Here is a 13,521-nt window from a genome sequence, read left to right on the forward strand (position 1 = left end):
CTGTGCCGAACCAGACACAGCCGCGGTTTACCCCGTGTTACTTCACGTCGTCCGATGTCACGAGCTTGATGTCGGTCTTGACCCAGCCTTCGAGCGGCTTGCCGCCGGCCACGACACCAAGCGCCTTGTCGATGGCGTTGGCGGCCATCTGCTGGCCGAACTGGTCGACCGTGGCAAGCAGCTTCTTTTCCTTCAGCAGCGGCTGGACAGCCGGGATGTTGTCAAAACCGACGACTTCGATCTTGCCCGTTTTGCCCGCCGCTTCGATGGCCTTGACGACGCCGAGGACCATGGAGTCATTGGCCGCCATCACGCCCTGGATATCCGGATGGGCGGTCAGCATGTTGGAGAATACGGTATTGGCTTCTTCGGTTTCCCAGTGGGCGGTACGCGAGTCGAGCAGGTCGAGCTTGCCCGCCGTGACGGAGTCCATGAAGCCGAGCTTGCGCTGGGCCGCATTGTCGGCGCCGGGATTGCCTTCGATGATGACGACCTTGGCGCCTGCACCGAGCTTTTTGGCGAGCGCATCACCGGCCATCTTGGCGCCTTCGCGGTTGTCCGGGCCGACAAAGGCGAGCTTCAGGCCTGCCTCCTGCTTGGCCTTGTCATCGAGCGCCACGTCGAAATTGACGACAGTGATACCGGCATCCACGGCACGCTTGATCGGCGGAACGAGCGCGCGGGAATCGGACGGCGCAACAACGATGGCATCGACCTTTTGGGTGATGAAGCTCTCGATGGCATTGATCTGTGTCTCGACATCGGTCTCGGACTGCATGCCGACGGCTTTCAGCGTGTAGTCGCCGCGCTTGGCCTCGTGGGCCTTTGCGCCCTCGAGCATGTTCTTGAAGAATTCGTTGGCAAGGGATTTCATCACAAGCCCGACCACGGGCTTGTCGGCGGCATAGCTGGCTGCAGGCATGGCGAGCGTGCCGGCCAGAAGGCTGGCGGCAATAAAACGTGCGAATTTCATTGTATTCCTCCCAGAATGACAAAAGACGTTCAGCGGTTTGCCACGTCCTCCAACATGGCGATGAAACGTTTCATTGCGCGGGCGCAATAGCGGCGTCTCAGCTCAATAGGAGCCCGAAGATCACGGATTTGTCAACATGAAACGTTTCATTCAAGAGATGGGCGGGCTGCGTGCGAACGGAACGCTGCCTGCAGAACCTTACAGATAATCCGCAACGCGGTTGGCAGCCCAGTGGTAAAAACTGCCGGGAACAAGCGGCTGGTTGGTCGGGTCTTTCTTGTGGACGTGGAAGCCGATGAAATCCGGATGGTCGAGCGGTTCCAGTCCATAAGCCGGGTCAAAGATGCGCAAGGCATCGCGCGCCGTCCAGTAGTAGAAATTTTCCTTCGGCGCGGCATCCTTGAAGAAACCGTAACGCTTGGCCATGCGCGAAATGCCGTCATTGGCGAAGGCGGTGATGCCGATGGTGGCCGGGGTTACCTTCTGTCCGGTCATGCGGAACCATGCCGGGCGCATGACGCGGCGGCGAAAGCCCAGCCATGGCGGAACGACGACCGTTCCTTCCATATAGGCGTCGAACTCGCCGATGACGGGATTGTCAGGCGGCAGGTACATCGCCGATACGCCGAGGCGGAAGTGGTTTTCCCGGGCGAGGTAAGGCTTGTCGGTCGCCGGATGAAACTGCTTCATCAGATAGATGTCGGTATCGAGCCAAAGGCCCTGCTGTTTCTTCATCAACGTGACGCGAAACAGGTCGCTGAACTGGGATACGACGTGACCGGGGTTCTCGATATCGGGAAAATCCGGGTCGATGCGCCGAAGATATTTTTTGTCCAGTATCGGTGCCGCATCGCAAATCTCGATGCCCTTGGGAAGGTTTGCGATCTCGTCGAACGCGTAGAGTTTCACCCGCTGTCCGGTCATCACCATCGATGCCAGACAGACCCGGTCCACCTCCCGAAGGCGCGGGCCATACCAGAAGGTGCAAATATCCATGAACTATTCCAGCGGAAAAAATTGTTAAAGTGCCAGTCCATCTATGAGAGTTGCTCATCCTGGTCAATCGCATTGTTAGACTAAAATCGTAGACGTTTGGCCGCATTTCAACGACGCAAAACGTGAGGGAAGGCATAGCCGGGGAGCGGAAATCAGGGTGGATCAATTTTCCACGGATCCGCATTTTTAAAAAAGCCGGACTCCCGCATTCCGCTTCGCTGGAATGAAGTTCTTTCATTCATTGTGCCGGCAGCAATAAATTGGCGCGAATTTGCCCCGGGTTGTGAAACCATCCTTTTCTTCCGGCGATGCGTTCCACTATGGTTGCCGCACGTATCGGCACATCGTAAGACGCCGAAAAACAGTGGACAGTGATTTTCATGACCAAGAGCCTGACGCACCTTCAGCGTCTTGAAGCCGAAGCGATCCATATTTTCCGCGAGGTTGCCGCAACATTCACCAAGCCGGTGATGCTGTATTCGATCGGCAAGGATTCCTCCGTGATGCTGCATCTGGCGATGAAGGCCTTTTATCCGGCCAAACCGCCATTTCCGTTCCTGCATGTGGATACCACGTGGAAATTCAAGGAGATGATCGCGTTTCGTGATTCAGAAGCGAAACGTCTCGGCTTCGACCTGCTGCTGCACAGCAACCAGGATGGCATCGACCAGGGCATCAGCCCCTTCGTGCATGGATCGAACACCCATACCCATATCATGAAGACCGTCGCCCTGCGGCAGGCGCTTGACAAATACGGGTTTGACGCAGCCTTCGGCGGCGCGCGGCGCGACGAGGAGAAGTCGCGGGCCAAGGAGCGCATTTTCTCCTTCCGCAACGCGCAGCATTCCTGGGACCCGAAGAACCAGCGCCCGGAAATGTGGAAGATCTACAACACGCGGGTCGCCAAGGGCGAATCCATCCGCGTCTTCCCGATCTCCAACTGGACCGAGCTCGATGTCTGGCAGTACATCCTGCAGGAGAACATCCCGATCGTCCCGCTCTACTACGCCGCCAAGCGGCCTGTGGTGGAGCGCGACGGCATGCTGATCATGCGCGATGACGAACGCATGCAGTTGCTGCCCGGCGAAAAGCTGCAGGAGAAGCTTGTTCGCTTTCGCACGCTCGGATGCTATCCCTTGACCGGTGCGATTGAATCCGATGCGGTGACCTTGCCGGAAATCGTCAGCGAAATGCTGATTGCCCGCACCTCCGAACGGCAGGGCCGCATGATCGACAAGGATGAAGCCGGTTCGATGGAGAAGAAGAAGCGCGAGGGCTATTTCTGATGAACACCGTTGCCCCGATCGAGGCTTCCGCCGCCGAGGAAATCCGTGCCTACATGGCCGAACAGGAAAAGAAATCGCTGCTGCGCTTTCTCACCTGCGGTTCGGTCGATGACGGCAAGTCGACGCTGATCGGCCGTCTGCTCTACGACACCAAGCTGATCTTCGAGGACCAGCTGGCCGCCCTGCAGAATGACAGCCGCAAACATGGCACCAATGGCGAGGATATCGATTTTGCGTTGCTGGTCGATGGTCTGGAAGCCGAGCGCGAGCAGGGCATCACTATCGATGTCGCCTACCGCTTCTTCTCCACGCCCAAGCGCAAGTTCATCGTCGCCGACACGCCCGGCCACGAGCAATATACCCGCAACATGGCGACCGGCGCCTCCACCGCCGATCTTGCCATCGTGCTTGTCGACGCGCGGCAGGGCATCCTGCGGCAGACACGCCGCCACAGTTTCATCGCCTCGCTGCTCGGCATCCGCAACATCGTCCTGGCCATCAACAAGATCGATCTCGTCGATTACTCCCAGGAGATTTTTGACAGGATTGTCGCCGACTACCAGGACTTTGCCGGCAAGCTCGGCTTCCAGTCGATCCAGCCCATTCCGCTCTCCGCCCGCTTCGGCGACAATGTGATTTCCGCTTCCGCCAACATGCCCTGGTACAAGGGCCCGGCGCTGCTCGAACACCTCGAAGACGTGCCGCTCGCCGATGCGGATGAGGAGCGCCCGTTCCGGTTCCCGGTGCAATATGTCAACCGGCCCAATCTCGACTTCCGCGGCTTCTCCGGCACCATCGCCTCCGGTGTTGTCGCGCCGGGGGACGAGGTGGTGGTGGCCAAGTCCGGCAAGTCCTCGCGCGTCAAGCGTGTGGTGACGCTGGACGGCGACCTCGACCGGGCTGTCGAAGGGCAGGCGGTGACGCTGGTGCTGGAAGACGAGGTCGAGGTATCGCGCGGCAACATGCTGGTGGCGCCCGGCGCCCGCCCCGAGGTGGCGGACCAGTTTGCCGCGCATCTCGTCTGGTTTGCCGAACATGCGCTGATCCCCGGCCGTTCCTATATCCTGCGGACCGAGACCGATCAGGCGACAGCCACGGTCACCGATCTCAAATACCGAATCGATATCAACAGCTTCGCCCAGGAAGCGGCCAAATCGCTTGACCTGAATGAAGTCGGCGTCGTCAATATTTCGACGCAGGAGCCGATTGCCTTCGACCCCTACAAGTCGAACCGCTCGACCGGTTCGTTCATCCTGATCGACCGCCTGACCAATGCGACGGTCGGCGCCGGCATGATCGATTTCGGCCTGCGCCGCGCGTCGAACGTGCATTGGCAGGCGTTGGATGTCAGCAAGGCATCGCGCGCCGACCAGAAGAACCAGAAGCCGGCGGTGATATGGTTCACCGGCCTTTCCGGTTCGGGCAAGTCGACGGTCGCCAATCTCGTTGAAAAACGCCTGTCGTCCCTCGGCAAGCACACCTATATTCTCGATGGCGACAATGTGCGCCACGGGCTCAACCGCGACCTTGGCTTCACCGAAGAGGACCGGGTGGAAAACATCCGCCGCGTCGGCGAAGTGGCCAGGCTGATGGTGGATGCCGGGCTGATCGTGCTGGTCTCGTTCATTTCGCCGTTCCGTTCGGAGCGCCGGATGGTGCGCGAGCTGCTGGCCGACGGCGAATTCCTCGAAGTGTTTGTCGATACGCCTTTCGAGGAATGCGCGCGGCGTGACCCGAAGGGGCTCTACGCCAAGGCACTGCGCGGCGAGATCAAGAATTTCACCGGCGTCGACTCGCCCTATGAAGCGCCGGAGAATCCGGAACTGCATCTGCACACGGTTGGCCGCACGACGGAGGCACTTGCCTCGGAGGTGGAGAAGCTGCTGGTCGAGCACGGCATCATCTTCAACTACGATCAAAGCTCGTGGTCGATTTAGGCGATGCCTGATTTGTTCACCCCCCTCTGTCCAGCCGGACATCTCCCCCACAAGGGGGGAGATCACATTGGCATGGACGCTTTCGCACAACAGGTAACGTTTCAAATTTCGCAGAAATGGCAATGTCGGCTGATCTCCCCCCTTGTGGGGGAGATGTCCGGCAGGACAGAGGGGGGTGCATGACACCAACCCTTACAACCCTCGACCACTCGAGCCTGCTTGCCGTCCTGGAAACAGCGGCCATTGCCGCCGGACAGGAAATCCTGCGCATTTACGCTGAGGGCTGTGATTTCGCGCTGAAGGATGACCAGTCGCCGGTCACGGAAGCCGATCATGCCGCCGAAGCCATCATCCTGGCGGCTCTGCGCAGGGTGACGCCTGATATACCCGTCGTGGCGGAAGAGGAAATCTCCGGCGGGCACGTGCCCGGCGATCTCGGCGCGCGCTTCTATCTGGTGGATCCGCTCGACGGAACGCGGGAATTTGTCAGCCGCAACGGTGATTTCACCGTCAACATTGCGCTGATCGAAAACGCAGCGCCCGTTCTCGGCGTTGTCTATGCCCCCGTCCGCGGTGTGCTGTTCACGGGCGGCACTGCCGGTGCACAGGAAGTTGCTATCGGCGAGGGCGGCGGGGTCACCGCACGCAAAGCCATAGGCTGCCGCACCAGTCCGGACGATCTCATTGCCGTTGCCAGCCGCTCGCACCGCACGCCGGAAACCGATGCCTATCTGGAAAAATTCCGTATTGCTGACTGTGTGTCCGTCGGGTCGTCACTGAAATTCGGCCTGCTGGCGCGCGGCGAGGCCGATATTTACCCGCGTTTCGGCCGGACCATGGAATGGGATACGGCGGCGGGCGATGCGGTCCTGCGGGCTGCGGGCGGGATCACGCTCACGCTGGACGGCAATCCGCTGACCTATGGCCGTCGCAATCAGGCCGACGATGCCGATTTCGCCAATCCGGATTTTGTGGCCTGGGGAAAGCTATAGTCTGATCGCAATGCCATTGTGCGTGGTGCGTGGTTCGACAAGCTCACCATGAGGGATGTGGATTGGTCCAAGATCAATGGCGAAGGTTGCAGAGTGTAATTCCCTGCAATGCATACCCTCCCTCATGGTGAGCTCGTCGAACCACGCACTGTGCTGTTGCCATCCGATCACCGGTTACCCCGGTCGCTTCCTCAACAGGATCGTCACCACAAAAAACGCGCCGATGGAACTGGTAACGATACCGATGGGCAATTCCTGCGGCGCCAGCAGCAGACGGGCCGCGAGGTCGCTGAGCAGGATCAGCAGGGCGCCGAGCACGGCGCAGGTGACGATCAGTCCCGCATGCAGCTGACCGGAAAAACGCCGGGCAATGTGCGGGATCATCAGGCCGACAAAGCCGATGACGCCCGCCACCGAGACAAAGATCGCGGTGGAGAAGGCGCAGACGATGAACACCGTGTTGCGCAGGCGCGTCACCCTTATGCCAAGGCTTTCCGCCGTGTTTTCGCCGGCCAGCAGCGCATCGAGATTGCGGTGGTTGTACAGGGCGTAGACCAGGATGGCGGCAAGCCCTGTGAGGGCCAGCGGCAGGTTCTCCCAGCGGGCAAGACCGAGGCCGCCGAGCGTCCAGAACATCACCGAATGCGCGGCGCGCTGGTCACCGGCAAACACCATGTAATTGGTCAGCGCAGCAAACAGGAACGAGACGGCAAGGCCCGCCAGGATCAGCCGTTCCGGCCCCTGTCCCTGCACGCGCCGCACCAGCATCAGCACGACGATGGCCGCCAGCATGCCGCCGCTGAAGGCGGCAATCGGCAGGGTCCAGATGCCGAAGCGGTCGCCGATGACCGTGATCACCGAGACTGCTCCCGCCGCCGCACCATTGGAAAGGCCGAACAGGAACGGATCGGCGAGATCGTTGCGGGTGACGGTCTGCAGCAGGGCGCCGATGATGCCGAGCCCGGCCCCAACGCAGATGGCAAGGATGACCCGCGGCAGGCGCAGGTCGACGATGATCTTGCCGACCGGACCATTGACGGCGGTATCGGAGAGGCCGGCGGCATGGGCGAGGGCGTGCAGGACATCACCGAGCGGAATGACCGTTGCCCCATAGGCAATCGACACGAGGGCGAGGGCCAGAATGGCCATCACCCCCGTCATGAGGGTCAGATGCTGACGGAAAGGCAGATGCACTCAGAATGCTTCCGGATGCATGGCCTTGGCCATCTTGGCGATGGCCTCGATATTGGCCGGTCCGGGCGTCAGTTCCGCATAGCGCAGGGCGACGAAGCGGTTGTTCTTGACGGCGTCGGTTTCCTTCATTGCCGGATGCGATTTGAGGAAGTCGAGCAGCTTCTGGTAGCCCGCATCATCCTGATAATCGAGGAGGACGAGGAATTCCGGATTGCGCGTCGCCACGGTTTCCCACGAGGTGGTGCCCCAGCTGGTGTCGAGATCGGCCATGATGTTGGTGCCGCCGGCTTCGCTGATCATTGCCGTCGGAATGGCGAATTTGCCCGCTGTAAACGGCTTGTCCTCGCCGGAATCGTAGAGGAAGACGCGGGTGCCGCTCTTGTCGCCGATCTTTGTCTTGATCGCCGCGAGTTCTGTCTTCCAGCCGCTGACCAGTGTGTTGGCTTCCTCTTCCCTATCGAAAATCTTGCCGAGCTTTTCCATGTCGCCATAAAGCAGGTCCATGGTGGCGGCGGGCCGGGACTTGTCGAGATGGATGCAGCTTTCGGTCAGTTCAAGTGTCTTGATGCCGTGCGGCGCCAACGTGTCGGGGGTGACTTCGCCACCCGGCTTCATGCCGTAATTCCAGCCGGCGAAGAAGAAATCCGGTTCCGCCGCAATGAGATTTTCAAGGGTGGGATATTTCGGCGCAAGCTCGGGAATGGTGCCCAGCTGCTTCTTGAAGGCGTTGTCCAGCTTGTACCAGCCGGTAATGCCCGAAACCCCGACCATCGAGGATTGCAGGTGCAGGGCGAAGGCCATTTCGCTCATGTTGATGTCTTGGATGACCGCACGCTTGGGTGCGGCCTCGAAGGTTACGGGCTTGCCGCAACTGTCGACCGTCACGGGAAACGCCCATGCGGGGGCGGACAGCGCCGACAAGGCGAGGGCGAGCAGCATTCTTTTCATCAAATTCTCCGTAGCTGAGCAGTTTGTTTTGTGGTTGGTCCGGGTGCTTCGAACACCATGAGGTCGCGATCCTGCGACGGATGGCGCAGGCGCAGGACATCGAGATCGAAGACATCGCTGACGATGCGCGGCGTCAGCGTTTCGTCGGGCGTGCCGGCGGCGACAAGCTGGGCGGCATGCATGACGGCGACGTGGGTTGCAAACGGCGCCACCAGCGGCAGGTCGTGCAGCACCGCTATAACAGTCACATCGAGACCGGCGACGAGCGCCAGCAGTTCGCTGCGCGCCTTCGGGTCGAGGTGATTGGTGGGTTCGTCGAGAAACAGGATGTCCGGCTGCTGGGCGATGGCGCGCGCCAGCTGCACGCGCTGCCTTTCGCCGCCGGAGAGCGAGCCGATGGGACGGCGCGAAAACGCGGCGATCCCGGCGCGGAGCAGGGCTTCCGTCACGATATCCCGGTCCTTCGCCTTGGTCAGGGTGCCGGTGTGCGGAATGCGGCCAAGGGAGACATAATCGTCCACCAGCAATTGCGGGTCCGGCATGTCGGTCTGGCCGACGAAGGCAAATCTCCTGGCCCGTTCCTTCGGCGGCAGCCGGTCTATTGCCGCGCCGTCGAGATGGATGCTGCCGGAGGAGGGGCGCTGCAGCCCGGCCAGCATGCGCAAAAGCGTGGATTTCCCGGCGCCGTTCGGCCCGATAATGGCAAGTCGCGCGCCGCGCGCGATGTCGAGCGATACCTCATCCACCAGCGTCTGGCCGGCGGTGCGGAACGTCACCTCGTCGGCACGCAGGGCGACGTGGTTCATGGGCGGATATCCGTGACTGCAGGCAAGGCACATGGTGTCAAATCCCAACCGGTAAACGTCGTGTTATCGCGGACGCTCCGTTCTCGTATAGTAACGTTATAACATTGGTCAATACCCGGTGTGTCATAGGTGCGCCGGAATGCGTGCGAGTGTCTTGTCCCAAAGGCCTTGCGGGCGCTGTGATGCTTTGGACCAGCCATCGGCGAGCGCGTGATACATCCGGGCGAAGTCCAGAAGATCGGCAAAGTCCGTGGCGGGATCGATATCGCCGAAGAGATATTGCGCCTTGCCGGGCGCCCGGAACGCCACGGTGCAGGGTCGTTCGCAGCCCGCCATGCAGCCAACACCGCGCACCTCATAGCCGAGCTGGCCATCGAGTTCCGCCCACAGCCTGTGGGCAAGGGTCTGTCCCGGTCGTGACAGTCCGTCAGCCGCCTTGCACTGGGTGCAGGCGATAATCTGGTGGTCGGGTCTTGGCGTGGTCATGCCGGTGCCTTGCCTTGTGGACAAAGGTTAGGGGAACGCGGCCAATGCACCATCGCGACAATGCGGGAGAGGACATCGCATCGCTCCCGGCACACCCCGTCCGGTTCGAATTGTAGATGAGATGGCAGGTCTCCTGGCTCGCGGGTCTCAGCTTCGCCTTGCCTTCCCGACCTTCCGGTCAGTGGCATGTCAGGCATCGCTCACCGCTTACAGTTGCGGGGGCAGCCACGGTCTCGGTCCCTTTTGGGTACGCCTCACCGTGTTCCCTTTTCATCTCCCGCGTTGTCGTGCGGAAGAAACCATCGGCGCGAATGCTATGCGGCCAGCCGCGCAGTTGCAAGCACGTTTATGCGGCAATTTTTACAGCTGCCAAAATTTTTGGCAAATGAAAGATTTCAATTGGCCGGTAACGCGCTAGAGTGCTGGGAGCATTTGTGGAACCGCAGTTTTTTGAATCAGACTTTTGAGGCGATATGGCAATTCACGCAGCAGTCTATCATCTGACACATTACCGGTATGACCGGCCCATCATGCTCGGGCCGCAGATCATCCGGCTCCAGCCGGCACCCCATTCCCGGACAAAAGTTCTCAGCCATTCCCTGAAAGTCAGTCCGGCCAATCATTTCGTCAACCTGCAGCAGGACCCCTACGGCAATTTCCTCGCCCGCTTCGTCTTTCCCGAACCGGTGACGGAGCTGAAGATCGAGGTCGATCTCGTCGCTGATATGACCGTCTATAATCCATTCGATTTCTTCGTCGAACCGGTCGCCGAGACCTGGCCGTTCAGCTATCCCGAAGAGATCAGCGACGACCTGTCGATCTATATGAAACCGCAACCGGCAGGACCGCTGGTTTCGGCTTTCCTTGCAACCATCGATCGCAGCCCGACGAACACGGTGAATTTCGTCGTTGATCTCAACGCACGTATCCAGCGCGAGATCGGCTATGTCATCCGCATGGAAACCGGGGTTCAGGAGCCGGACGCCACCTTGAACCTGCGCTCGGGATCGTGCCGGGATTCAAGCTGGCTGCTGGTGCAGGTGTTGCGCAATCTCGGTTTTGCCGCGCGGTTCGTCTCCGGCTATCTCATCCAGCTGAAGCCTGATCTTGTCGCCATCGATGGTCCCGCCGGCACCGACAAGGATTTCACCGACCTGCATGCCTGGTGCGAAGTCTATCTGCCGGGGGCGGGCTGGATCGGCCTCGACCCCACCTCCGGGCTTCTGACCGGCGAAAGCCACGTACCGCTTGCCGCTACGCCGCATTACCGCAACGCCGCACCGATTTCCGGCATGGCGGAATTCGCCAATGTGGAATTCGGTTTCGACATGCGCGTGACACGCGTATCCGAGCACCCGCGCATCACCAGGCCGTTTTCCGACGAATCCTGGAATGCGCTCGATGCGCTCGGCGAAAAGGTGGACGCGATCCTGAACGAGAGGGATGTACGCCTGACCATGGGCGGCGAGCCCACATTCGTGTCCATCGACGATTTCGAATCGGGCGAATGGAACACCGATGCGGTCGGGCCGACCAAGCGCGAAAAGGCCGACAGGCTGATCCGGCGGCTGCGCGAGCGTTTTGCGCCGGGTGGTTTTCTGCATTACGGGCAGGGCAAGTGGTATCCGGGCGAGAGCCTGCCGCGCTGGACGTTCTCGCTTTACTGGCGCAAGGACGGCAAGCCGATCTGGGTCAATCCCGACCTGATCGCGCCGGAGAACGGCAAGGCTGACGTCAAGCCGGAAGATGCCGGAAAACTCCTCGTCGCGTTGGCGCAGGAGCTTGGCGTTGAAGAAGAGATGGTGGCGCCCGCCTATGAAGATCCGGCGGAATGGATCATCAAGGAGGGCAACCTTCCCGACAATGTCGATCCGTCCAACTCCAGGCTCAAGGATCCGGAAGAGCGCAGCCGCATCGCCCGGGTTTTCGAGCGGGGCCTGACCGACCCAAGCGGTTTTGTCCTGCCGGTGCAGCGCTGGAACAGCCAGGCCTCCGGCCCGCGCTGGCGCAGCGAAAAATGGAAGACGCGGCGCGGCAAGTTGTTCCTGGTGCCGGGCGATTCGCCCGTCGGATACCGGCTGCCGCTCGGCGCCCTGCCGCATGTTCCGGCCTCGGAATATCCCTATATCGTGCCGGTCGATCCGTCGGTGGATCGCGGGGCGCTGCCGGACCCGGCACCGCAGGCGCGTGAGAACATCCTGGCGGTTGCCTCTTTCACTGCTGATGAAGGCAACCAGCAGGAGCGGGTCGAGCAGGAACTGGGGGAAATCGGCGGGGCCGTGCGCACCGCCATATCGGTCGAGCCGCGCGACGGGCGTCTCAGCGTGTTCATGCCGCCGGTGGAGGCGCTCGAGGACTATCTGGAACTGGTTGCGGCGGCGGAAGCTGCCGCCCACAAGCTCGGGCTGCCGGTCCATATCGAAGGTTACAGCCCGCCGCAGGATCACCGCATCAACGTCATCCGCGTTGCACCCGATCCCGGCGTGATCGAGGTGAATATCCATCCGGCGGCCAACTGGCGCGACTGCGTGGCAACGACAACGGCAATCTACGAGGAGGCCCGCCAGACGCGGCTCGGTGCCGACAAGTTCATGATCGATGGCCGCCATACCGGTACCGGCGGCGGCAACCATGTGGTGGTCGGCGGCGAAACACCGGCCAACAGCCCGTTCCTGCGCCGTCCTGATCTGCTCAAAAGCCTTGTCCTGCACTGGCAGCGCCATCCATCGCTGTCCTACCTGTTCTCCGGCCTGTTCATCGGGCCGACCAGCCAGGCACCGCGCATCGACGAGGCGCGGCATGACAGTCTCTACGAGCTGGAGATTGCCCTCTCGCAGGTGCCCCGGCCGGGCGAGGGCACGCCGCCTTTGCCCTGGCTGGTCGACCGGCTGTTCCGCAATCTGCTGGTGGATGTCACCGGCAACACGCACCGTTCGGAAATCTGCATCGACAAGCTGTTTTCCCCCGATGGTCCGACCGGCAGGCTCGGGCTGGTCGAGTTCCGCGGTTTCGAGATGCCGCCCAATGCGCGCATGAGCCTTGCCCAGCAATTGCTGATCCGCGCGCTGATCGCCCGGTTCTGGAACAATCCGATTCAGGGCAGTTTCGTCCGCTGGGGCACGGCGCTGCATGACCGTTTCATGCTGCCGGCCTATGTCTGGCAGGATTTCCTCGATGTTCTCGCCGATTTGCGCGAGAACGGCTTTGATTTCCGCCCGGAATGGTTCGAGGCCCAGCTGGAATTCCGCTTCCCCTTCTGCGGGGAAATCGAGAATGAGGGTGTGAAACTGGAAATCCGGCAGGCGCTGGAGCCATGGCATGTCATGGGCGAGCAGGGTACCATCGGCGGCACGGTGCGTTTCGTCGATTCCTCGGTGGAACGGCTGCAGGTCAAGGTCGACGGCTTCAATCCGGCGCGCTACAGCGTTGCCTGCAACGGGCGCGAGGTGCCGCTGAAGATGACGGACAGCCAGGGCACGGCGGTTGCCGGCGTGCGCTACAAGGCGTGGCAGCCGCGCTCCGGCCTGCATCCGATGATCCCGGTCAACACGCCGCTGGTTTTTGATATTTACGACCAGTGGTCGCAACGGGCGATCGGCGGTTGCGTCTATCATGTCGCACACCCCGGCGGGCGCAGCTATGATACGTTCCCGGTCAATTCGAACGAGGCCGAGGCGCGCCGGCTGGCGCGTTTCGAGCCGCGCGGCCATACGGCCGGCGGATATGAATTGCGCAGGGAGCAGCCATCGGGGGAATTTCCGATGACCCTTGATCTGAGAAGGCCGAGGCATTGAGATTGTGGGATTGATGCAAAGAGAGATTTCACCCCCCTCTGGGCTACCGCCCATCTCCCCCACAAGGGGGGAGATCAGCCTGCACAATTGTTTCAGCCAACCATCAATC

Annotated in this window: 11 protein-coding genes and 1 riboswitch; of the genes, 4 read left to right on the forward strand and 7 right to left on the reverse strand. The window is 61.1% G+C overall.

Annotated features, from left to right (window positions below; all coding sequences use genetic code 11):
* Positions 1 to 37: 37 nt before the first annotated feature.
* The 3 genes from AC1Q5O_RS01500 to AC1Q5O_RS01510 all read right to left on the reverse strand — a co-directional run bounded on the left by AC1Q5O_RS01500 (position 38) and on the right by AC1Q5O_RS01510 (position 2,351).
* A complete protein-coding gene (locus AC1Q5O_RS01500; RefSeq protein WP_464662973.1) occupies positions 38 to 973 on the reverse strand; it encodes a sugar ABC transporter substrate-binding protein in 936 nt (311 codons plus the stop codon).
* 198 nt (positions 974 to 1,171) lie between these two features.
* Entirely contained in the window at positions 1,172 to 1,969 is a 798-nt protein-coding gene (locus AC1Q5O_RS01505) for a glycosyltransferase family 32 protein (RefSeq protein WP_130268888.1), read from the reverse strand.
* 238 nt (positions 1,970 to 2,207) lie between these two features.
* On the reverse strand, positions 2,208 to 2,351 hold the full coding sequence (locus AC1Q5O_RS01510) for a hypothetical protein (RefSeq protein WP_223611474.1): 144 nt from the start codon (positions 2,349 to 2,351) through the stop codon (positions 2,208 to 2,210).
* On the opposite strand from AC1Q5O_RS01510, the gene cysD reads away from it, so the two are divergent.
* From cysD to cysQ, 3 genes are all read left to right on the forward strand, one after another.
* Positions 2,350 to 3,255, forward strand: a complete 906-nt coding sequence (gene cysD, locus AC1Q5O_RS01515; RefSeq protein ID WP_223611473.1) for a sulfate adenylyltransferase subunit CysD — start codon at positions 2,350 to 2,352, stop codon at positions 3,253 to 3,255. The genes AC1Q5O_RS01510 and cysD overlap by 2 nt on opposite strands.
* Positions 3,255 to 5,192, forward strand: coding sequence for a bifunctional sulfate adenylyltransferase/adenylyl-sulfate kinase NodQ (nodQ, locus tag AC1Q5O_RS01520; protein ID WP_492561679.1), 1,938 nt, complete (start codon positions 3,255 to 3,257; stop codon positions 5,190 to 5,192). Before cysD ends, nodQ begins: the two co-directional genes overlap by 1 nt.
* Before the next feature lie 179 nt (positions 5,193 to 5,371).
* Positions 5,372 to 6,184 (forward strand): 3'(2'),5'-bisphosphate nucleotidase CysQ, encoded by an 813-nt coding sequence (gene cysQ / locus AC1Q5O_RS01525; RefSeq protein ID WP_492561680.1) that lies wholly within the window; start codon positions 5,372 to 5,374, stop codon positions 6,182 to 6,184.
* Between the two features lie 174 nt (positions 6,185 to 6,358).
* Here the strand turns inward: cysQ and AC1Q5O_RS01530 are convergent, their stop codons facing one another.
* From AC1Q5O_RS01530 to AC1Q5O_RS01545, 4 genes are all read right to left on the reverse strand, one after another.
* A complete protein-coding gene (locus AC1Q5O_RS01530) occupies positions 6,359 to 7,345 on the reverse strand; it encodes a FecCD family ABC transporter permease (RefSeq protein ID WP_492563057.1) in 987 nt (328 codons plus the stop codon).
* Positions 7,346 to 7,378: 33 nt separating this feature from the next.
* Positions 7,379 to 8,326, reverse strand: a complete 948-nt coding sequence (locus tag AC1Q5O_RS01535; protein ID WP_492561681.1) for an ABC transporter substrate-binding protein — start codon at positions 8,324 to 8,326, stop codon at positions 7,379 to 7,381.
* On the reverse strand, positions 8,326 to 9,132 hold the full coding sequence (locus AC1Q5O_RS01540) for an ABC transporter ATP-binding protein (protein WP_492561682.1): 807 nt from the start codon (positions 9,130 to 9,132) through the stop codon (positions 8,326 to 8,328). Before AC1Q5O_RS01540 ends, AC1Q5O_RS01535 begins: the two co-directional genes overlap by 1 nt.
* Before the next feature lie 123 nt (positions 9,133 to 9,255).
* Complete coding sequence (locus AC1Q5O_RS01545; RefSeq protein WP_492561683.1) at positions 9,256 to 9,618, reverse strand: DUF1636 family protein; 363 nt, start codon at positions 9,616 to 9,618, stop codon at positions 9,256 to 9,258.
* 106 nt (positions 9,619 to 9,724) lie between these two features.
* A riboswitch (cobalamin riboswitch) is annotated at positions 9,725 to 9,937 on the reverse strand.
* Between the two features lie 154 nt (positions 9,938 to 10,091).
* On the opposite strand from AC1Q5O_RS01545, the gene AC1Q5O_RS01550 reads away from it, so the two are divergent.
* Positions 10,092 to 13,412 (forward strand): transglutaminase family protein, encoded by a 3,321-nt coding sequence (locus AC1Q5O_RS01550; RefSeq protein ID WP_492561684.1) that lies wholly within the window; start codon positions 10,092 to 10,094, stop codon positions 13,410 to 13,412.
* The last annotated feature ends 109 nt before the right edge of the window (positions 13,413 to 13,521 follow it).

The sequence above is a fragment of the Phyllobacterium sp. MT110 genome, assembly GCF_058792715.1.

Coding starts and splice junctions, on each gene's coding strand:
- AC1Q5O_RS01500 (WP_464662973.1), bottom strand. CDS start 973: ATGAAATTCGCACGTTTTATTGCCGCCAGCCTTCTGGCCGGCACGCTC.
- AC1Q5O_RS01505 (WP_130268888.1), bottom strand. CDS start 1,969: ATGGATATTTGCACCTTCTGGTATGGCCCGCGCCTTCGGGAGGTGGAC.
- cysD (WP_223611473.1), top strand. CDS start 2,350: ATGACCAAGAGCCTGACGCACCTTCAGCGTCTTGAAGCCGAAGCGATC.
- AC1Q5O_RS01510 (WP_223611474.1), bottom strand. CDS start 2,351: ATGAAAATCACTGTCCACTGTTTTTCGGCGTCTTACGATGTGCCGATA.
- nodQ (WP_492561679.1), top strand. CDS start 3,255: ATGAACACCGTTGCCCCGATCGAGGCTTCCGCCGCCGAGGAAATCCGT.
- cysQ (WP_492561680.1), top strand. CDS start 5,372: ATGACACCAACCCTTACAACCCTCGACCACTCGAGCCTGCTTGCCGTC.
- AC1Q5O_RS01530 (WP_492563057.1), bottom strand. CDS start 7,345: ATGACGGGGGTGATGGCCATTCTGGCCCTCGCCCTCGTGTCGATTGCC.
- AC1Q5O_RS01535 (WP_492561681.1), bottom strand. CDS start 8,326: ATGAAAAGAATGCTGCTCGCCCTCGCCTTGTCGGCGCTGTCCGCCCCC.
- AC1Q5O_RS01540 (WP_492561682.1), bottom strand. CDS start 9,132: ATGAACCACGTCGCCCTGCGTGCCGACGAGGTGACGTTCCGCACCGCC.
- AC1Q5O_RS01545 (WP_492561683.1), bottom strand. CDS start 9,618: ATGACCACGCCAAGACCCGACCACCAGATTATCGCCTGCACCCAGTGC.
- AC1Q5O_RS01550 (WP_492561684.1), top strand. CDS start 10,092: ATGGCAATTCACGCAGCAGTCTATCATCTGACACATTACCGGTATGAC.